This is a genomic window from Methylobacterium sp. PvR107 (assembly GCF_017833295.1).
GTDB lineage: Bacteria > Pseudomonadota > Alphaproteobacteria > Rhizobiales > Beijerinckiaceae > Methylobacterium.
In genome coordinates this window covers 3004189-3022626 of the sequence record NZ_JAFIBW010000001.1, presented here as the reverse complement: position 1 = coordinate 3022626, position 18438 = coordinate 3004189, and the positions used below count along the sequence as shown (strand labels likewise).

Here is an 18438-nt window from a genome sequence, read left to right as displayed (position 1 = left end):
CCGCATCACGAAACCCGTAGACACCGCCCCGCACAACGGTCCTCGAAGGCCGAACGAGGGGAAACACCATGCTCGACGTCATCGCCCGCCTGCTGCTCTCGGCCGGCATCCTGGTCGGCACAACCTACCTGCCGATGCTCTCGCAAGCCGTCACCGCCCAACCGGCCGATGCCGGGACCTCCGGGATGGTCTCCCGCGCCTGCCCGGCGAAGGCCGCCGCGCCCGGCGCCCGCGCGCTGGCGTGCATCGGCTGACCGGCCATGGGTGCCCTGCCTCTGGTCCTGCTCGTCGGGACGAATATCGTGGTCGCCGTCCTGATCCCGCTTCTGGTCTGAGCCGGCTGCGATGACCCGCGGCGGTTGCCCCGGTGCGCGGCCTCCGTTAGCCGGACCATGCGGTCGGTTCGCGCCGCGCTCCGCGTCCAGATCCGCCTCCGGCCCCGCATGCCCGAGATTGCACGCCTCGACAGGGACCGACGCCGCGTCGCGGCGGTCGCCGTGGCGATGCTGATCGGCCTCGGCGAGCCGCGGCCGGCCTCGTCCCTCGAGCAGCCGGACAGCCCGCGTCCCGCGCGTCAGGCCCGGCCGATCGCGCCCGAACTGGCTGCCGCCCTGGCGGCCTACAGGACCTACGCGGTCGCCCAGGCCGACGCCTTCATGCGCGAGACCGCGCGCTTCGTCGCGGCAATCCAGGCCGGGCAGCTCGCGGAGGCGCGCCGGCTCTACGCTCCGGCGCGCGCGCCCTACGAGCGCATCGAGCCGGTGGCGGCCCTGTTCCCCGAGCTGATCAAGCGCATCGACGTGCGCAGCGACGAGTTCGAGCTGCGCGAGCGCGATCCCGCCTTCGTGGGCTTCCACCGCCTGGAGATGGCCCTCTTCACCCACGGCACCACGGAGGGCCTCGGCGAGGTCGCGGAGCGGCTCGCCGCCGAGACCGTGACCCTGCGCGACCGCGTCGCGGCGCTGGCCATTCCGCCCGCCAAGGCGGTCGGGGCCGCTTCGGCCCTGATCGAGGGGATCGCCGCCACCAAGATCAGCGGCGAGGAGGAGCGCTACAGCCGCACCGACCTGTGGGACTTCCAGGCCAATATCGAGGGCTCGAAGGTGGTGTTCACGCTCCTGCGCCCGCTCCTGGCGGACCGGGACTTCGTGGCCCGGGTCGAGCGCAGCTACAAGCGGGTCGAGGACCTGCTCGCCCGCTACCGCGGCGCGGACGGCGGCTTCCAGAGCTACGACAACCTCACGGCCCGGGACCGCAATGCCCTCAAGGGCCCGATCACGCTGCTCGCCGAAGACCTGTCGACGTTGCGTGGCCGTCTGGGGTTGGACTGAAACGATTGCCAAGATCCGTCCTGTCGTCTTTGTTCGCGGCGACAAGCGGCAGAACGAACAGACTTCGTCGAGCGATGATGCGTTTTTCGTCCCCGGTCTCCACCCGCCGCCGGTTCCTCGGGGGGCTCGGCGCGGCCGCGCTCCTCGGGCCAGCCCGGGCCGAGGATGCGACGCCCACTCCGGCGACCGAGGGCACGCTCGTCGCCCAGCCCTTCTACGGGCCCCATCAGGCCGGGATCGTGACCCCGCAGCCGGCCGCCGCCCTCTACGTCGCCTTCGACGTGCTGGCCGAGCGGCGCGGCGAGCTGCCTCACCTGTTCCGGACGCTGACCGAGCGCCTGGCCTTTCTGACCCGGGGCGGCGCCGTGCCCGATCTCCACCCGCAGCTGCCGCCGCGCAATTCCGGCATCCTCGGGCCGACGGTCCTGCCGGACAACCTCACCGCCACCGTCTCGGTCGGTGCGAGCCTGTTCGACTACCGGTTCGGCCTGGCGCGCGCCCGCCCGCGCCATCTCGGGCCCATGGAGCGCTTCTCCAACGACGCCCTCGACCCGGCCCAGTGCCACGGCGACCTGCTGATCCAGCTCTGCTCGAACACGGCCGAGACCAACATCCACGCCCTGCGCGACGTCCTCAAGGCGACGCCCGGCCTCCTCGCGCCGCGCTGGAAGATCGAGGGTTTCCTGCCGCCCCACGTGGTGAAGACCATGGGGGCCGACACCGTGCGCAACATGCTGGGCTTCAAGGACGGCACCGCCAACCTCGATGTGCGGGATTCCCGGCTGATGGACCGCTACGTCTGGGTGGGGCCGGGGCAGGACGAGCCGGCCTGGACGGCGGGGGGCAGCTACCAGGTGGTGCGGATCATCCGCACCCTCGTGGAGCGCTGGGACCGCACGCCGCTCGGCGAGCAGGAGGCGATCATCGGCCGGCACAAGGGCAGCGGCGCGCCGCTCCGGCAGGGCCACGAGCGCGACGCGCCCGATTACGCGGCCGATCCGGACGGCGAGACCATCTCGCTCGCCGCCCATATCCGCCTCGCCAACCCGCGCCTGCCCGGCACCGAGGGCAGCCTGATCCTGCGCCGCAGCTACAATTACTCCCGCGGGCTGACCGCGGCCGGGCAGCTCGATATGGGCCTGCTGTTCGTTTGCTATCAGGCCGACCTCGCGGCCGGCTTCATCACCGTCCAGAACCGCCTCTCCGGCGAGGGCCTCGAGGAGTACATCCGCCCGGTCGGCGGCGGCTACTTCTTCGCCCTGCCGGGGGTCGCGGAGCCCGAGAGCTTCTTGGGGGAGGGGCTGCTGGCCGCGGTGTAGGCCTATCGGGCCGGGATTACCGTGCGGTCCGTCCGCCTGCGGCGCCCCGGGATGACGGCGTGGCTGTCGGTTCGCGTGGGGTCCCTGATCAGGGCACACGATCTCGCTTCCAGCGCGCCGCCCGGGGAACGAGGTTCGACGCCGCAAAGCGGGCAGGCCGCAGACCGACGGGACCTGTCACCACGCCCCATCCTTCAAGAACCGCTGTGCCGACGGCCTTGCGCGATTCGGAACCCGACGCCTACAAGTTGCCGGCTCAAGCTCGGCCCGGATCGAGCGGCAACACGGTGGGGCGGCCTAAGGCCTTGCTCCGCATGGAGGAAACCGCGTGAGAATCGCCCGATGCGGTGCAGCCCTGGCGCTGCTCTGGGGACTGGGTTCGGTGTCGCCCGCCAAGGCTGACGACTGCCCCCATCGCGGCCAGCTCGACGACGCGTATTGCGACGCCAACAAGGATCTCGTCGCCGATGTGCCGGCGAAGACCCGCGATCCCAGCGTCATCGTGTTCGCCTACACGCCGGTCGAGGATCCCGCGGTCTACGAGAACTCGTTCAAGCCGTTCACCGCCTATCTGAGCCAGTGCACGGGCAAGCGGGTCGTCTACTACCCCGTCCAGTCGAACTCGGCCGAGATCGAGGCGATGCGCTCCGGCCGGCTCACGGTCGCGGGCTTCTCGACCGGGCCCCTCGGCTTCGCCGTCAACATGGCCGGCGCCATCCCGTTCGCCGCCAAGGGCACCGAGAAGGGGGCCGAGGGCTACAACCTCATCGTCGTGGTGAAGGCGAACAGCCCGTACAAGACGCTCACCGACCTCAAGGGCAAGCGCGTCGCCCACACCGCCCCCTCGTCGAATTCCGGAAACCTCGCCCCGAAGGCGCTGTTCCCCGAGCAGGGCCTGAAGCCGGGCGAGGATTACAAGCTCATCTATTCCGGCGGTCACGACAAGTCGGCGCTGGGCGTCGGAACCGGCGATTACGACGCCGCCCCGGTGGCCTCCGACGTGTTCTACCGGATGGTCGCCCGCGGCACGATCAAGGGCGACGATTATCGGGTGATCTACACGAGCGAGAAGTTCCCGACCTCGGGCTTCGCCTACGCCCACGATCTCAAGCCGGAGCTGGCCGAGAAGCTGAAGCAGTGCTTCTACGATTTCCGCTTCCCGCCCGACATGGTGAAGGATTTCGAGGGCGACGACCGCTTCGCGCCGATCACCTACCTCAAGGACTGGGCGATCGTCCGCAAGGTCGCGGAGGAATCCGGCACCCCCTACAATAAGGCCGCCTACGAGCGGGAGGCCGCCCGCGAGGCCGAGGCGGCCCGCAAGAAGGCCGACGGCGCGGGCAAGCCGTGACCGCGGGAACCGCGCTGCGCGTGTCCGCCGCCGGGCCGGATGCGGGCGTCCGGGTGGATGACCCGCGCGCCCTGGTCATCCGCGGGCTCACCAAGGAATACCGGGCCGGCCAGCCGGTCCTGAAGGGCATCGACCTCGTGGTGCCCGGCACCGGCCTCACCGCGATCATCGGACCGTCCGGGACCGGCAAGAGCACCCTGATCCGCTGCATCAACCGGCTGGTGCAGCCGACCTCGGGGGAGATCCTGTTCCGGGGCGAGGATCTCGCCCAGCTCTCCGGCCGGTCCCTGCGCCGGGCGCGTCGCCGGATCGGGATGGTGTTCCAGGAATACAACCTCGTCGAACGCCTCACCGTGATGGAGAACCTGCTCTGCGGGCGCCTCGGCTACGTGCCGGTCTGGCGGGCGTGGCTGCGGCGTTTCCCCGAGGCCGACATCGCCCGGGCCTTCGACCTCCTCGACGCGGTCGGTCTGTCGGGTTTCGCCACGCGCCGGGCCGACGCCCTCTCGGGCGGCCAGCGCCAGCGCGTCGGCATCGCCCGGGCGATCATGCAGGAGCCCGAGATCGTGCTCGCCGACGAGCCGACCTCGTCCCTCGACCCGAAGAGCTCCGTCGAGATCATGGAGATCCTGTCGCGGCTCGCGGCCGAGCGCGGCGTGCCGGTGGTCGTCAACATCCACAACGTGGCGCTCGCCCAGCGCTTCGCCGCGCGCATCGTCGGCATGTCGGGCGGCCACGTGGTCTATGACGGGCCGCCCGACCGCCTCAGCGAGCGCGACCTGCGCGGCATCTACGGCGGCGAGAACTGGCTCGAATGAGCGCCACCGCCGGTCCCACCCCCGCGGCCGCATCCCGCGGCGCCGCGTTTCGTCCGAACTGGACCGCCCGGATCGGCTGGGTGCTCCTCGCCGTCTACGCGCTCTACGCCGCCAGCCAGCTCGGCTTCGTGCCCGAGCGCCTCGCCAGCGGGCTCGGCCATGGCCGGCAGTTCCTGGCCCGGATGTTCCCGCCGAATTTTTCGCGCTGGGAGCTGATCCAGTCCGGCATCGTCGAGAGCCTGCAGATCGCCGTGATCGCCACGGTGATCGGCATCGCGGTCGCCCTGCCGATCGGCTTCCTCGCGGCCCGCAACCTGATGCCGCCCTGGGTAACGTGGCCGATGCGGGCGCTGATCGCCCTGTGCCGCTCGTTCCACCCGATCATCGTGGCGATCCTGTTCGTGAAGGCGATCGGCTTCGGGGCGCTGGCGGGCGTTATGGCGCTGATCGTCGCCTCCGTCGGCTTCATCGCGAAGCTGTTCGCCGAGGCGATCGAGGAGATCTCCCTGAAGCAGGTCGAGGCGGTGCGGGCGACCGGCGCGGGCTTCCTGTCCACGCTGATCATGGGCGTGCAGCCGCAGGTCCTGCCGCGCTTCATCGGCTTCGCCACCTACCAGCTCGATTCCAACCTCCGGAACTCGACCATGGTGGGGATCGTCGGCGGCGGCGGCATCGGCGCGACCCTGTTCACCGCCTATCAGCGCTTCGACTACGACGTCGTGCTGGCGATCCTGATCGTGATCGTCACGCTGATCATGGTGGCCGAGATCGTGTCGGGCTGGGCGCGCAAGGTGTTCCAGTGAGCGCCACCGCCTCAGCCGCCCTGGCCCCGCGCCGCTGGCAGCGCTTCTCCCTGGGGAAGCGCCTCGCACGGCTCGCCTTCACGCTGTTCGCGGTGGCGGCCTTCGCGGCGAGCCTGCGCACGATCGAGGTGATCCCGGAATTCCTCTACGACGCCCCAGACCAGCTCGCCGACCTGTTCGGACGGATGTGGCCGATGGATGTCGGCTATGTCGGCCCGACGTTGCGGGCGCTGGTGGAGACGCTGCACATCGCGACGCTCGGCACGCTGATCGCGATCGGCATCGCGGTGCCGATCGGGCTGCTGGCGGCGCGGAACGTGACGCCCAGCCTACCCCTGAACCTGCTGGCGAAGTTCGTCTTCGTGACCTCCCGCTCGGTGAATTCCCTGGTCTGGGCGCTGCTGTTCGTGGCGGTGTTCGGCCCGGGGCCGCTCGCCGGCACGCTGGCGATCGCGCTGCGCTCGGTCGGGTTCACCGGCAAGCTGTTCGCCGAGGCGCTGGAGGAGGCCAACCGCGGCTCGATCGAGGCGCTGCAGGCCGCCGGGGCCGGGCGGCTCTCGACCCTGCTGCTCGGCTACTGGCCGCAGGTGAAGCCGGCCTTCTGGTCGATCGCGCTGTTCCGCTGGGACATCAACATCCGGGAATCGGCCGTGCTCGGCCTGGTCGGCGCCGGCGGCATCGGCGTCGCGCTCGATACGGCGCTCAACCTGCTCTACTGGGATCAGGTGGCCGTGGTGCTCGCCGCCATCTTCGCCACCGTCATCGCGGCCGAGATCGTGGTCACGACCGTGAGAGCCCGCATGCTCTGAAGCATCACGGCGACAGGTTCGCGTGGACGCCGAGCGCCCGATCCCGCTGCGGACCGGTGCTTGACGCTGGGATGCCAGGCATGCCCTCCTGTCGGCAACAAGAATTCGCCTCGGAGGAATGTCTGCCATGACGCTGATCCGGTGCTGCGTTCTCTCCGCCGCGATCAGTCTAGCCGCCCTGATCGAGCCGGCTTCCGCCGAGCCGATCCGCGTCAAGGTCGGTGTCCTCAACGACATGTCCGGCGTCTATGCGGATACCGGCGGCAAGGGCTCCGTCGTCGCCGCGCAGATGGCGGTCGAGGATTTCGCCAGGACCAACCCGGACGTGCAGGTCGAGATCGTCTCGGCCGACCACCAGAACAAGCCGGATGTCGGGGCCGCCGTCGCCCGGCAATGGTACGACCGCGACGGCGTCGACGCGATCCTCGACGTGCCGACCTCCTCGGTCGCGCTGGCGGTGAGCCAAGTCACCCGCGAGAAGAACAGGATCTTCATCGACTCGGGCGCCGGCACCACGGAACTGACCGGCCGGCAATGCTCGCCGAACACGATCCAGTGGACCTACGACACCTACGCGCTGGCGCACGGCACGGCCGGCGCCATGCTCAAGCGCGGCGGCGACGCGTGGTACTTCCTGACCGCCGATTACGCGTTCGGCCTCTCGCTGCAGAACGAGGCCACCGCGGTGATCGACAAGGGCGGCGGGCGGGTGCTGGGCGCCGCCCGGGTCCCGTTCCCCGCCACCGACTTCTCCTCGTTCCTGCTGCAGGCCCAGGCCTCGGGCGCGAAGGTGGTGGGACTGGCCAATGCCGGCGGTGACACGGTCAACGCGGTCAAGCAGGCGCACGAGTTCGGGCTGACCGAGAGCGGCCAGAGGCTCGCCGCGCTGCTGATCTACGCCGTCGACGTCCACGCGATCGGCCTGCAGACCGCGCAGGGGCTGGTGCTCACGGAATCGTTCTACTGGGATCTCAATCCCGGGACGCGGGCCTTCTCCGAGCGGTTCTACCCACGCAACGGCAACAGCATGCCGACGATGAACCATGCCGGCGTCTATGCCGGGCTGCTGCATTACCTGAAGGCGGTGGCGGCGACGAAGTCGACCGACCCGCAGGCGACCATGGCCTGGATGAAGGCCAACCCGACGGACGACCCGCTGTTCGGCGAGGGCACGGTCCGGGCGGACGGGCGAAAGGTGCACCCGATGTACCTGTTCGAGGTGAAGGCGCCCTCCGAATCGAAGGGCCCGTGGGACCTCTACCGGCTCCTCGACACGATCCCGGCCGAGCAGGCCTTCCGCCCCCTGGCCGAGGGGGGCTGCCCGCTCGTCGGCAAGCTGTAGAAACGGGAGCCCGGCATGCTGCGTGACATCGGAGGACAGGTCGCCTGGGTGACGGGGGCCGGGTCCGGCATCGGACAGGCGGCCGCCCTGGCGCTGGCGAAGGCCGGGCTGCGGCTCGCGCTGACAGGACGGGGGCGGGAGGCCCTGGAGCACACCGCCGAGCTCGTGCGCGGGGCGGGCGGGGAGGCGCTGGTCGCGCCTGCCGACATGCGCGTGGCCGACGACGTCCAGCGCGCCTGGGAGGCCGTGGAGGCCGCCTACCGGCGCTGCGACCTGCTGGTGAACGCGGCGGGCCTCAACGTGCCGCAGCGGGGCTGGGACGCGATCACGCCGGCCGGCATCGACGCCGTGGTCGGCGCCAATCTCAACGGCCCGTTCTACGCGTCGCGGGCGGTGCTGCCGGCGATGCGCGCCCAGGGGAGCGGCCTGATCATCCACGTCTCCTCCTGGGCCGGCCGCTACGTCTCCAAGCTGACCGGACCGGCCTATTCGGCGGCCAAGCACGGGCTGGTGGCGCTCTCGGAGAGCCTGAACCAGGAGGAATGCGGGCACGGCATCCGGTCCTGCTGCATCTGCCCCGGCGAGGTCGCGACGCCGCTCCTCGACAAGCGGCCGGTCCCCGTGACGGCGGAGGACAAGGGGCGGATGCTGCAGGCCGAGGATCTCGCCGAGACGATCCTGTTCGTCGCGCGGCTGCCGGCCTCCGTGTGCATCAACGAGATCCTGATGAGCCCCACCTGGAACCGCGGCTATCTCGAGGGCGTGAAGCTCTGAGCGGTCGCGACGGAGGGGCCGGCCGCGGCGCCGGACCGGGCCGGCTCAGCTCAGGGGAACTTCGAAACCGCGCTTCACGGCCGGCCGGCTCATCAGGGCCTGATACCAGCGCTGCACGTGCGGATACGCGTCGAGGCTGACCTGATGGCGCTCGTGCCGCCAGGCCCATCCGAGGATCGCGAAATCCGCCACCGAGAGCGGGCCCGCCACGAACTCGACCTGCGCCAGGCGGCGGTCAAGGACGCCGTAGAGCCGCCGCGTCTCCTTGAGGTAGCGCTCGAGCCCGTAAGCCCGGTTCGCCGGATCGACGGTCAGGAAGTGGTGGACTTGGCCGGGCATCGGCCCGAAGCCGCCCATCTGCCACATCAGCCATTCCAGCGCGGCGACGCGCAGCCGCCGATCCTCCGGCAGGAACCGGCCGGTCTTCTCGGCGAGGTACAGCAGGATCGCGCCGGATTCGAACACCGAGATCGGTGCGCCGTCCGGCCCGTCAGGGTCGACGATGGCGGGAATCCGGTTGTTCGGGCTGATCGCCAGGAAGTCCGGCTCGTGTTGCGCGCCCTGGGTGATGTCCACCGGCGTGACCCGGTAGGGCAGCGCCATCTCCTCGAGGGCCACGCTGATCTTGCGGCCGTTGGGGGTGTTCCAGGCGTATAGCTCGATCATCGCGCGTGCATCCGTGCCGGAGCCGAATCGTCGGTCCTGTGTACCGGCCCCGGCCGGTCCGCAGAAGCCGGGATCGCACGGGGTGCTGCCAGCCGTCCGGCTACCGGCCGCCCCGTGCCGCGACCCCGCCTGCGCCTAGTCCCGCAGCGGCTCCGGCTTCTGGCCGTCCGGCAGGATCTCCTTGAGGTGGTCGTGCACCATGTCGGCCGTGAACGGCTTGCCGATGAAGCGCGCCCCGTCGGGCATGTCGTCCGGGCCCGGCTGGACCTGCCCGGACGCCACCACGATGGCGATGTGCGGCCACTGGCGGGCCGTCTCCCGTGCGACGGCGAAGCCGTCGCGGGAGCCCGGCATCTGCACGTCGGTGAACAGCAGGACGATCAGGGCATGGTTTCGGGTGAGCAGCGCGAGCGCCGTGTCGCCGTCGCTGGCCTCGAAGGTCCGGAAGCCCGCATCCTCCAACATGTCCATCGCATCCATGCGGATGAGACCGTCGTCGTCGACGACGAGGGCGTAAGGGGTCGAGGGGGCGGGCGCGTCGGTCATGACTGGACAAATCCCGACCCAGATCAAAGATCCGCCCATCGCGTCGGGCGGCGCGGGCTCACCGGTCCGGGCTTCGTCTCAGGCCCCGGCCTGCCCGTCGTACCGGGTCTGCGCGGCGCCGATGGCGTCGAGATGCTGGAAGGCCCAGGCGCCCAGCGCCTTCACGGGCTCGGCCAGGGACCGCCCCATCGCGGTCAGCTCGTAATCGACCCGGGGCGGGATGGACGGCGTGACGGTGCGGCTCACCAGGCCGTCCCGCTCCAGGTTCCGCAAGGTCAACGTCAGCATTCGCTGCGAGATCCCGCCGATGCTGCGCTTCAGCGCGCTGAAGCGGTGCGGTCCGCGATGCAGCAGCATGATGACGAGCACGCTCCACTTGTCGCCGATACGAGACAGGACCTGCGAGACCCGGCGGCAATCCGAGGTCGGCGAGACAGTCGGCTCGGTCACATCCATGTAACCTCGGTATCAAATCTGTGCCGTCTTGCGGCGCTCGGCCAAGCTCATATCATCGTCCGGTCACAAACAGGAACCGGGTTCCGATATGAAACTCCTGCACGTGGATAGCAGCATTCTCGGGGCCGGCTCGGTCTCGCGCGAGCTGTCGGCCCTCATCGTCCGACGGGTGACGGCGGGCGTCGCGGCCGAGGTCGCGTATCGTGACCTCGCCACGGAGGACCTGCCGCACCTGACGCTGGCGAGCCTGCCGAGTGCGCATCCCCGGGCGGCCCTGGCGGGCGCGCTCGACGCCGCCGGGCAGTCCCGGCGCGACGCAAGCGACCGGCTTCTCGACGAGTTCCTGGCCGCCGACATCGTGGTGGTCGGGGCCCCGATGTACAATTTCGGCATCCCCTCGCAGCTGAAGGCCTGGATCGACCGCCTGGCCGTGCCGGGCCGGACCTTCCGCTACGGCGCGGACGGCCCGGAGGGCCTCATGCGCGGCAAGCGCGTGATCGTCGCGCTGGCCCGCGGCGGCTTCTACGGTCCGGACACCGCGATGGTCTCGGCGGAACACGCCCAGAGCTACCTGCGCGCGGTCTTCGGATTCCTGGGCATCGTCCCCGAATTCGTGCTGGTCGAGGGTCTGGCGGCCGGCGAGCAGACCAAGACCCACGCGATGGACGCGGCGCGCGACGCCATCGGACAACTCGCCGCCTGACAAGCACGCCCGGTGTGACAAACCGCACGCCGGGACGAGCTTGGTTCCCGCATGACCCGCGCGTCGCCTCGGGGGCGCGGCCAGACGCCCCGAATGCAAAAAGGTCCGCGATGTCCCTGACCCTGTACGACGCGTCGGTCCCCGTGTTCACGCGCGGGCTGACGATCCTCTCGACCTTGCTCGACAAGGCGGAGGCGCACGCATCCGAGACCGGCGCGGCGCCCGAATCCTATATCGAGGCCCGGCTCGCGCCCGACATGCTGACCCTGGCCGGCCAGGTGCAGCGCGCCTCCGACACCGCGAAGTTCGGTGGCGCGCGGCTCACCGGCACGCAGGCCCCGTCCTTCGCGGACACGGAGACGACGTTCGACCAGCTGCGGGCGCGCTGCGCGGACACGATCGCCTATCTCGGCACGCTGCCGCCCGACGCCTTCGCGGGCCGCGAGACGCAGGCGGTCACGTTCGGCGGCGGCGCGTTCCAGCAGACGCTGTCCGCCGACCGCTACGTCCTCCAGTTCGCGCTGCCGAACCTCTTCTTCCACGTCACGACGGCCTACGACATCCTGCGGCACAGGGGCGTCCCTGTCGGCAAGCGCGACTATCTCGGCCCGTTCGACGGCGCCTCCGCGTAGCGCCGGCCGGATGGACCGGGGCGATGGCGGTCGGAAGACCAGGGCCGCACGCCCCGCCCGAGAATCGGCTGCCGATGCTCAGGCCGAAGCTCCGGTTGCGGCCACGGTCTCGGCCGCGAAGGCGCGGTAGCTGCGCAGCGGCCGGCCCAGCAGCCCGGTCAGGCGCGCGACATCGCCGGCCTCGGGCCGCATGCCGTCGGTGAGGAAGCGCTCGGCCATGAGCCGCATGTCGAACGCCATCCAGCCCGGCATGAAGGCCCGCAGGGTCTGCTCGAACCGAGGGGTGTCGTCGCCGCCATAGGCGACGGGGCGCCCCAGGACCTCCGACCAGATCGCCGCGATATCCGCCCCGGTCAGCGTGTCCGGACCGACGAGGTTGATCCGGTCGAGCGGCAGCGGCCCGGGAGCCTGATCGCGGCGCAGGAGTTCGCGGGCCGCGATCTCGCCGATGTCCCGCGCGTCGATCATCGCGAGGCCCTTGCTGCCGATCGGCATCGGGTACACGCCGTGGCCCAGCACCACGTCCTTGATCGTCAGGTCGTTGCTGAAGAAGTAGGCGGGGCGCAGGATGGTGGCGCTAAAGCCCATCCGCTCGATCATCCGCTCGACGGCGAACTTGCCGGCGAAGTGCGGCACGTTCACGTAGACGTCGCTGTGGATCACCGACAGGTAGACGATCCGCTCGATGCCGGCCTCCCGGGCGAGATTGAGCGCGATCAGCGCCTGCGAGACCTCGTCGGGCACCACCGCGTTCAGCAGGAACAGGGTGGAGACGCCCGACAGGGCGTTCCGCAGCGCGTCGACGTCGAGCAGGTCGCCCTGCACGATGGCGATTCCGGCCGGCAGATCGGCCCTGGTGGGATCGCGGACGAGGGCGCGGACATCCGCCCCCCGCTGGGCGAGCTGCGCGACGACGTGGCGGCCGACGGTGCCGGTCGCGCCGGTTACGAGGATGGTCATGGGATCACTCCGGGTTTGTCTCGTGGACATCCTGAAGATGTGTGATCCGCCTGCGCACCAATAGTCGGTATATTGGGATCCACTGTCTCGCTGGTGGAACGGATGGATCTCCTCGCCCTCTCCGATTTCAATCTGGTTGCCCGTCACGGCGGGTTCGGGCGCGCCGCCCGGGCCACCGGACGCCCGAAGGCCACGCTGTCGCGCCGGGTCGCGGAGCTGGAGGGCCGCCTCGGCCTGCGCCTGCTGGAACGCGGGACGCGCATCCTGACGCTCACCGAGGAGGGGCGGGCGCTCCACGCACGCTCCGGCGCTCTCCTGACCGAGCTCGAGGAGGTTGCCGCGGAGATCGCGGCGGGCGGCCGCAGCCCGCGCGGGCGCCTGCGGATCAGCGCCCCGCTGCTGTTCTCGCAGACCGCCATGGGCCGGCTCGCCGCCGGATTCGCCCGGCGGTTTCCGGAGGTCCGGCTCGAGGTGACGACGGAGGATCGCGCCGTCGACATGGTCGAGGAGGGCTACGACCTCGTGATCCGGGTCAATCCGGCCCCGGATGAGGGCCTCGTCGGGCGAATCTTCCTCCGCGATCGGCTGGTCGTGGTCGCGAGCCCGGGGCTCGAGCGCGGGGTGGATGGCGCTTCCGTCCCGGCCGTCCTGCGTGGCGGGATCGATCCCGTGACCGCCTGGACGGTGACGCGGCCGTCGGGCTGGACGCGCATCGCGGTCGAACCGGTCCTTCACCTGTCCTCGCTGATCATGGTGCGCGACGCGGCCCGGGCGGGTGCCGGCGCCGCCTGCCTGCCGATCTCGCTGGTGGGCCGCGACCTCGCGGCCGGCACGCTGGTGCATTGGGGCGATGCCGACGGCCCGGAGATCGCGCTCTGGGCGCTCTATCCGTCGCGCCGGCTGCTGAGCGCGCGGGTGTCGGCCTTCCTCGACCACCTGAAGGCGGCGTTCCCGCTCGGGACGCCGGAGGAGCTGGCGGCCTTCATCGGAGGCTGAGGGCAGCGGCCCATCGGAGACCGGTCCGGCGCGATCGGGCGGCCGTAGCCCAGCGCGTCGGCCCCGGACGCGCGGATGTCCGTTCCGTGGGGCAGGCTTGAAAATCCCCGCCCGGTCCGTTTCCCACCGATGATCGTTCGGCCGCCGGCAATGACGGTGCCGGCAGGCCTGCCGAGGCCCGGCGTTTGCGCAAGCATCGATCGCTTCATGCGCCACGGCTCCTTTTCGGAATGACCGTCCCGGTCTGGCGGGAACTACGGAACCTCTTTCTGCAGGCGGGAGGCTAAGCTTGGCGCAATCCGGACGCGACCGGAGATTTCCGATCGCTGGACCGCGGGGCGCATGTCCGACATCGATGCCTATCTCGACGACAAGCGGCGCGCGCTGGCCAACCGCGACGGGCGGATCCGGCGGGGCGAGGTCTGGCCCGTCCCGCTGACCGCCCGGGCCACCGTGGAGGGGCGCAGCGGCGTGCGCCGGACCAGCATCCGGCGGCACGCAATCGTCACCGACAGCCTGCCCGACCTCGAAGGCGGATTCGCCGATCCGGACGGTGGCCGACCTCAAGGGCCGCACGGTCGCGGTCGGGCGGGGCACCAGCTCCCACAACCTGCTGGTGACGGCGCTCGAGAAAGCGGGCCACAGCGTCTTCGACGTCAAGCCGGCCTACCTGCTGCCTTCGGATGCCGGCCCGGCCTTCGCGAATGGCAGCGTCGACGCCTGGGTAATCTGGGATCCGTATCTTGCCCTGGCGCAGGCGCAGAACGACACGGAGGCCGAGTAAGGATGGGTCGGGTCGAAGCCCGCCGCGCGCGCCCTTAGGATGGCGCGCGGGATCATCCCATGCTGGGAAGCGGATGGGCCGACCCGGGTTGCCCGTAATCCGCAGAAGAGGGTGGCGAGGCGCGACCACCCGCCAGCCCGCACGAAAGGGTGGCGTTGGGTCCATCGAAATCGTCGGTGCTCCCCTGCCAGCGGCCCGGGGGCCTGCCAATGCAACTCTGCTGAGAGCCGCGATCGTGCATCATCCCGGAAGCCGCAGACCATCTTGCGGGATGACGCTCCGACAGACCGAAGCGGGGACATCCGCCCTGGACGTCCCCGCGTGACGCTCAGGCCGCGTCCGGCATGCGCTCGAGGAGCTTGTCGAGGGTGATCGGGTAGTCGCGCACGCGGATGCCGGTGGCGTTGTAGATCGCGTTCGCCACCGCGGCGCCGACTCCCGAGATGCCGAGCTCGCCCACACCCTTGGCCTTCATGGGCGAGGACATCGGATCGACCTCGTCGAGGAAGATCACCTCCTGATGCGGGATGTCGGCATGGACCGGCACCTCGTAGCCGGCCAGATCGTGGTTGGCGAAGAAGCCGCGCTTTGTGTCGACGGCCAGCTCCTCCATCAGGGCCGCCCCGGTCCCCATGACCATCCCGCCGATCACCTGGCTGCGGGCGGATTTCGGGTTGAGGATGCGCCCGGCCGCGCAGACCGCCAGCATCCGCCGGACCCGCACCTCCGCGGTATAGGCATCCACCGCGACCTCGACGAAGTGGGCCCCGAAGGTCGAGACCTGCTGCGTCTTCGAGAATTTGCCGAACTCGATCGCATCCTCGGCCACGAGCTCCCCGTCCGCGGCGGCCCGGGCCAGCGCGATGGCGCGGTTGCCGGCGCGGACCTCGCCGTCCTCGAACACCGCGTCGGTGGCGTTGAAGCCGAGCTTCTGCGCGACGGCCTCCCGCAGCTTCACGCAGGCCGCGTAGACGCCCGCGGTCGACGAGTTGGCGCCGAACTGCCCGCCCGAGCCCGAGGAGACCGGGAAATTCGAGTCGCCGAGCCGCACCGCCACCTTGTTGAGGGGCACGCCCATCATCTCGGCGGCGGTCTGCGCGATGATCGTGTAGCTGCCGGTGCCGATATCGGTCATGTCGGTCTCGACCGTGACCGTGCCGTCGGCGGAGAGCCGCACCCGGGCGCCCGACTTCAGCACCATGTTGTCGCGGAAGGCCGCCGCCATGCCGTGCCCGACGAGCCACTGCCCGTCCCGGACCTGTCCGGGCTTCGGGTTGCGCTTGGCCCATCCGAACCGCTCGGCGCCGAGCTTGAGGCAGCCGACGAGGTCGCGCTGGGAGAAGCGCAGGTCCGGCTGGGTCGGGACGACCTGCGTGTCGTTCCGGATGCGAAACTCCACCGGGTCGAGGCCGAGCTTCTCCGCCATCTCGTCCATGGCGACCTCGAGCACCGCCAGGCCCGGGGCCTCGCCCGGCGCCCGCATGGCGTTGCCCTCGGGCAGGTCGAGACGGGCGAGCTTCATGGCGGTCAGCCGGTTCGCCCCCGCGTAGAGGTACTTGGTCTGGTTCACCGCCGTTTCGGGATCGCCCTCCGGCAGGTTGCCCGAGACGCTCTCGTGCGCGATCGCCGTGATGGTGCCGTCCTGCGTCGCGCCGATCCGCACCCGCTGGATCGTGGCCGGCCGGTGGGTTGTGTTGTTGGCGATGAGCGGCCGCGTCAGCGCCACCTTCACGGGCCGCCCCGCCGCCTTGGCGGCGAGCGCGGCCAGCACCGCGTCGGCGCGCACGAACAGCTTGCCGCCGAAGCCGCCGCCGACGAACGGCGCGTCGAGCCGGACCTTCTCCTTCGGCAGGCCGAGCATCTTGGCGAGGCTGCCGTGGCCCCAGCCGATCATCTGGTTGGCGGTCCAGAGCGTGACCTTGTCGCCGTCCCAGGCCGCCGTCGTGGCGTGCGGCTCCATCATGGCGTGGCTCTCGTCGGCGGTCGTGTAGGTCGCGTCGAGCGTGAAGGGGGCCTGCGCGAAGGCGCCCTCGAAATCGCCGACGCGCTCCTCGCCGTTCCCACCGCTGCCCTCGCCGCTGTCGGCCGGGACCGGCTTGGCCGACTTCGCCGCCTCGGCGAGGTCGAAGGCGCCGGCCTCGGGCGCGTACTCCACCGCGACCAGGAAGGCGGCCGCCCTGGCCTGCTCGAAGGTCTCGGCCACCACCACCGCGACGGCCTGGTGGTAATGCTGGATCACGTCGCCGCCGAATAGGTAGGCGACGTTCATCACGCCGCGCTCGATCCGCGGCGTGTCGAGGGTGGTGACGATCGCGATGACGCCGGGGGCAGCCTTGGCCGCTGCGGTCTCGATCCGGCGGACGCGGCCCTTGGCGATGCCGGCGCCGAGCACATAGCCGTAGGCGGCGTTGGGCGCCACGTCGTGGCGCTCGTAGGCGTAGGGCGCGGTGCCGGTGGTCTTGGACTTGCCGTCGATGCGGTCGGTGGGCCGACCCACGACCCTGAGCCGGTCGATCGGATTCTGGCCTGCGGGGGTGTCGAACTTCATGGCTCAGGCCCTCGCTTGGTTGAGCGCCGCGGAGAGGGTCCGCTCGGCGAGCTTCAGCTTGAACGCGTTCTCGGGGGTGGGCTTGGCGTCGGCGAAGACTTGGGCCGTCACGGCTTTCGCGCCCTTCGGGAGGTCGGCCTCGGCCGCCTCGACCCGCCAGGGCTTGTGGGCGACGCCGCCGAAGGCGACGTGCCCGCTGCCGTCCTTGGCCAGGATCGCCGCCACCGAGACCAGCGCGTAGGCGTAGGAGGCGCGGTCGCGGACCTTCCGGTAGATGTGCGTGCCCGCGACCGGCTTCGGCAGCGTCACCGCGGTGATGAGCTCGCCGGGCTTGAGGTTGGTGTCGCGCTGCGGCGCGTCGCCGGGCAGGCGGTGGAACTCGGCGATCGGGATTCTTCGCGCAGCGCCGTCGGCGTCGATCGTCTCGACCACGGCGTCGAGCACCCGCATGGCCACCGCCATGTCGCCCGGATGCGTGGCGATGCAGGCCTCGTTGCCGCCGATCACCGCAAGCGAGCGGTTCACGCCGTCGAGCGCCGCGCAGCCGGAGCCCGGCTGGCGCTTGTTGCAGGCCTGGGCCGTATCGTAAAAATACGGGCAGCGCGTCCGCTGGAGCAGGTTGCCGGCGGTGGTCGCCTTGTTGCGCAACTGGCCGGAGGCACCCGCGAGCAGCGCCCGGCTCAAAACTCCATAATCCTTGCGCACCCGCGGGTGGGCGGCGAGGTCGGTGTTGCGCACCAGCGCACCGATGCGCAGGCCGCCCGCCTCGGTCGGCTCGACCGTGTCGAGGCCGAGCCCGTTCACGTCCACGAGGTGGCGCGGGGTCTCGATCTGCAGCTTCATCAGGTCGAGCAGGTTGGTGCCGCCGGCGATGAACTTGGCGTCGGGCGTGGCGGCGACGGCGGCCGCGGCTTCCGCCGGCGAGCTGGGACGCTCGTAGGTGAAGGACTTCATGCCCGCGCTCCCGCGACCTCGGTCATCGCCTCGACGATGTTGGAATAGGCACCGCACCGGCAGATGTTGCCGCTCATGCGCTCGCGGATCTCGGCTTCCGTCACCCGGGGCGCGGCCTCGAGATCCGCGGTCACGTGGCTCGGGATGCCGGCCTCGATCTCCTCGAGGACGGCGACGCCCGAGCAGATCTGGCCCGGCGTGCAGTAGCCGCACTGGTAGCCGTCGTGCTTCACGAAAGCCGCCTGCATCGGGTGCAGGTGGTCCGGCTGGCCCAACCCCTCGATCGTGGTGATCTCGGCGCCCTGGTGCATGACCGCCAGCGTCAGGCAGGCGTTGATCCGCCGCCCGTCGACGATCATCGTGCAGGCGCCGCACTGGCCGTGGTCGCACCCCTTCTTGGAGCCGGTCAGGTGCAGGTGCTCGCGCGCCGCGTCGAGCAGGCTGGTGCGCGTGTCGAGTTCGAGGTCACGGCGCTGGCCGTTCACCGTCAAGGTGACCTTCGCGAGGACCGGGTCGTCGGTCCGGACGGCCCCGGCGCCTGCGCCCTCGGGCGCGCCGGCGGTAGCTCCCACCATCAAGTCTCTCCGGTTCAGATCATCACGTCGCGAACGCCACATCCCGATCTTCCGGCCTGGGGCAGGAGAGA

The 18438-nt window shown here is 70.7% G+C and carries 19 protein-coding genes and 1 pseudogene; 13 read left to right on the top strand and 7 right to left on the bottom strand.

Annotated elements, in window-relative coordinates; all coding sequences use genetic code 11:
* Window positions 1-68: 68 nt before the first annotated feature.
* The 9 genes from JOE48_RS14315 (at window position 69) to JOE48_RS14275 (ending at window position 8547) form a co-directional block, all read left to right on the top strand.
* Window positions 69-254: a hypothetical protein gene (locus tag JOE48_RS14315; protein ID WP_210030729.1), complete on the top strand. Its 186-nt coding sequence runs from the start codon at window positions 69-71 to the stop codon at window positions 252-254.
* Between the two features lie 138 nt (window positions 255-392).
* Complete coding sequence (gene efeO / locus JOE48_RS14310) at window positions 393-1331, top strand: iron uptake system protein EfeO (protein ID WP_245252828.1); 939 nt, start codon at window positions 393-395, stop codon at window positions 1329-1331.
* 77 nt (window positions 1332-1408) lie between these two features.
* Entirely contained in the window at window positions 1409-2650 is a 1242-nt protein-coding gene (efeB, locus tag JOE48_RS14305) for an iron uptake transporter deferrochelatase/peroxidase subunit (protein ID WP_210035770.1), read from the top strand.
* Window positions 2651-2978: 328 nt separating this feature from the next.
* Window positions 2979-4001, top strand: coding sequence for a phosphate/phosphite/phosphonate ABC transporter substrate-binding protein (gene phnD / locus JOE48_RS14300; RefSeq protein ID WP_210030728.1), 1023 nt, complete (start codon window positions 2979-2981; stop codon window positions 3999-4001).
* Entirely contained in the window at window positions 3998-4819 is an 822-nt protein-coding gene (gene phnC, locus JOE48_RS14295; protein WP_312893210.1) for a phosphonate ABC transporter ATP-binding protein, read from the top strand. Before phnD ends, phnC begins: the two co-directional genes overlap by 4 nt.
* A complete protein-coding gene (phnE, locus tag JOE48_RS14290; protein WP_210030725.1) occupies window positions 4816-5622 on the top strand; it encodes a phosphonate ABC transporter, permease protein PhnE in 807 nt (268 codons plus the stop codon). Before phnC ends, phnE (JOE48_RS14290) begins: the two co-directional genes overlap by 4 nt.
* Window positions 5619-6431, top strand: coding sequence for a phosphonate ABC transporter, permease protein PhnE (phnE, locus tag JOE48_RS14285; protein WP_210030724.1), 813 nt, complete (start codon window positions 5619-5621; stop codon window positions 6429-6431). Before phnE (JOE48_RS14290) ends, phnE (JOE48_RS14285) begins: the two co-directional genes overlap by 4 nt.
* 127 nt (window positions 6432-6558) lie before the next feature.
* Window positions 6559-7773, top strand: a complete 1215-nt coding sequence (locus JOE48_RS14280; RefSeq protein WP_210030723.1) for an ABC transporter substrate-binding protein — start codon at window positions 6559-6561, stop codon at window positions 7771-7773.
* A 15-nt stretch (window positions 7774-7788) separates the two neighbouring features.
* Entirely contained in the window at window positions 7789-8547 is a 759-nt protein-coding gene (locus JOE48_RS14275; protein ID WP_210030722.1) for an SDR family oxidoreductase, read from the top strand.
* A gap of 45 nt (window positions 8548-8592) precedes the next feature.
* Here the strand turns inward: JOE48_RS14275 and JOE48_RS14270 are convergent, their stop codons facing one another.
* From JOE48_RS14270 to JOE48_RS14260, 3 genes are all read right to left on the bottom strand, one after another.
* Window positions 8593-9213, bottom strand: coding sequence for a glutathione S-transferase family protein (locus tag JOE48_RS14270; RefSeq protein WP_210030714.1), 621 nt, complete (start codon window positions 9211-9213; stop codon window positions 8593-8595).
* 135 nt (window positions 9214-9348) lie between these two features.
* Window positions 9349-9759: a response regulator gene (locus tag JOE48_RS14265; protein WP_210030711.1), complete on the bottom strand. Its 411-nt coding sequence runs from the start codon at window positions 9757-9759 to the stop codon at window positions 9349-9351.
* 78 nt (window positions 9760-9837) lie between these two features.
* Window positions 9838-10215 (bottom strand): helix-turn-helix domain-containing protein, encoded by a 378-nt coding sequence (locus JOE48_RS14260; RefSeq protein WP_210030709.1) that lies wholly within the window; start codon window positions 10213-10215, stop codon window positions 9838-9840.
* 88 nt (window positions 10216-10303) lie between these two features.
* Between JOE48_RS14260 and JOE48_RS14255 the strand changes: the two genes are divergently transcribed.
* Together JOE48_RS14255 and JOE48_RS14250 are read left to right on the top strand one after the other, a co-directional pair.
* Window positions 10304-10918 carry an FMN-dependent NADH-azoreductase gene (locus JOE48_RS14255; RefSeq protein ID WP_210030708.1) on the top strand — a complete coding sequence of 205 codons (615 nt, stop codon included), beginning with the start codon at window positions 10304-10306 and terminating at the stop codon, window positions 10916-10918.
* 110 nt (window positions 10919-11028) lie between these two features.
* Window positions 11029-11550 carry a DUF1993 family protein gene (locus tag JOE48_RS14250; RefSeq protein WP_210030702.1) on the top strand — a complete coding sequence of 174 codons (522 nt, stop codon included), beginning with the start codon at window positions 11029-11031 and terminating at the stop codon, window positions 11548-11550.
* 78 nt (window positions 11551-11628) lie between these two features.
* Here JOE48_RS14250 and JOE48_RS14245 read toward each other — a convergent pair whose 3' ends face one another.
* Complete coding sequence (locus JOE48_RS14245; RefSeq protein ID WP_210030700.1) at window positions 11629-12510, bottom strand: NmrA/HSCARG family protein; 882 nt, start codon at window positions 12508-12510, stop codon at window positions 11629-11631.
* Between the two features lie 102 nt (window positions 12511-12612).
* Here JOE48_RS14245 and JOE48_RS14240 point away from each other — a divergent pair, with 102 nt between their 5' ends.
* A complete protein-coding gene (locus JOE48_RS14240; RefSeq protein ID WP_210030698.1) occupies window positions 12613-13506 on the top strand; it encodes a LysR family transcriptional regulator in 894 nt (297 codons plus the stop codon).
* A 529-nt stretch (window positions 13507-14035) separates the two neighbouring features.
* Window positions 14036-14278: pseudogene (locus JOE48_RS14235) on the top strand (ABC transporter substrate-binding protein); the annotation flags it as partial.
* A 340-nt stretch (window positions 14279-14618) separates the two neighbouring features.
* Here JOE48_RS14235 and paoC read toward each other — a convergent pair.
* Genes paoC through paoA form a run of 3 tightly spaced genes read right to left on the bottom strand, consistent with a single transcriptional unit; the run spans window position 14619 to window position 18367 of the window.
* The gene (gene paoC, locus JOE48_RS14230; protein WP_210030696.1) at window positions 14619-16838 is read right to left on the bottom strand and encodes an aldehyde oxidoreductase molybdenum-binding subunit PaoC; all 2220 of its coding nucleotides are present in this window, start codon (window positions 16836-16838) and stop codon (window positions 14619-14621) included.
* Between the two features lie 3 nt (window positions 16839-16841).
* A complete protein-coding gene (locus JOE48_RS14225; RefSeq protein ID WP_210030692.1) occupies window positions 16842-17792 on the bottom strand; it encodes a xanthine dehydrogenase family protein subunit M in 951 nt (316 codons plus the stop codon).
* Window positions 17789-18367 carry an aldehyde dehydrogenase iron-sulfur subunit PaoA gene (gene paoA, locus JOE48_RS14220; RefSeq protein WP_245252827.1) on the bottom strand — a complete coding sequence of 193 codons (579 nt, stop codon included), beginning with the start codon at window positions 18365-18367 and terminating at the stop codon, window positions 17789-17791. The genes JOE48_RS14225 and paoA overlap by 4 nt, the downstream gene beginning before the upstream one ends.
* Window positions 18368-18438 lie beyond the last annotated feature (71 nt).

Excerpts from the sequence above, each read along its gene's own strand:
- JOE48_RS14315 (WP_210030729.1), top strand. The coding sequence starts at position 69 with ATGCTCGACGTCATCGCCCGCCTGCTGCTCTCGGCCGGCATCCTGGTC.
- efeO (WP_245252828.1), top strand. The coding sequence starts at position 393 with ATGCGGTCGGTTCGCGCCGCGCTCCGCGTCCAGATCCGCCTCCGGCCC.
- efeB (WP_210035770.1), top strand. The coding sequence starts at position 1,409 with ATGCGTTTTTCGTCCCCGGTCTCCACCCGCCGCCGGTTCCTCGGGGGG.
- phnE (WP_210030725.1), top strand. The coding sequence starts at position 4,816 with ATGAGCGCCACCGCCGGTCCCACCCCCGCGGCCGCATCCCGCGGCGCC.
- JOE48_RS14280 (WP_210030723.1), top strand. The coding sequence starts at position 6,559 with ATGACGCTGATCCGGTGCTGCGTTCTCTCCGCCGCGATCAGTCTAGCC.
- JOE48_RS14275 (WP_210030722.1), top strand. The coding sequence starts at position 7,789 with ATGCTGCGTGACATCGGAGGACAGGTCGCCTGGGTGACGGGGGCCGGG.
- JOE48_RS14270 (WP_210030714.1), bottom strand. The coding sequence starts at position 9,213 with ATGATCGAGCTATACGCCTGGAACACCCCCAACGGCCGCAAGATCAGC.
- JOE48_RS14265 (WP_210030711.1), bottom strand. The coding sequence starts at position 9,759 with ATGACCGACGCGCCCGCCCCCTCGACCCCTTACGCCCTCGTCGTCGAC.
- JOE48_RS14260 (WP_210030709.1), bottom strand. The coding sequence starts at position 10,215 with ATGGATGTGACCGAGCCGACTGTCTCGCCGACCTCGGATTGCCGCCGG.
- JOE48_RS14255 (WP_210030708.1), top strand. The coding sequence starts at position 10,304 with ATGAAACTCCTGCACGTGGATAGCAGCATTCTCGGGGCCGGCTCGGTC.
- JOE48_RS14250 (WP_210030702.1), top strand. The coding sequence starts at position 11,029 with ATGTCCCTGACCCTGTACGACGCGTCGGTCCCCGTGTTCACGCGCGGG.
- JOE48_RS14245 (WP_210030700.1), bottom strand. The coding sequence starts at position 12,510 with ATGACCATCCTCGTAACCGGCGCGACCGGCACCGTCGGCCGCCACGTC.
- JOE48_RS14240 (WP_210030698.1), top strand. The coding sequence starts at position 12,613 with ATGGATCTCCTCGCCCTCTCCGATTTCAATCTGGTTGCCCGTCACGGC.
- paoC (WP_210030696.1), bottom strand. The coding sequence starts at position 16,838 with ATGAAGTTCGACACCCCCGCAGGCCAGAATCCGATCGACCGGCTCAGG.
- JOE48_RS14225 (WP_210030692.1), bottom strand. The coding sequence starts at position 17,792 with ATGAAGTCCTTCACCTACGAGCGTCCCAGCTCGCCGGCGGAAGCCGCG.
- paoA (WP_245252827.1), bottom strand. The coding sequence starts at position 18,367 with ATGGTGGGAGCTACCGCCGGCGCGCCCGAGGGCGCAGGCGCCGGGGCC.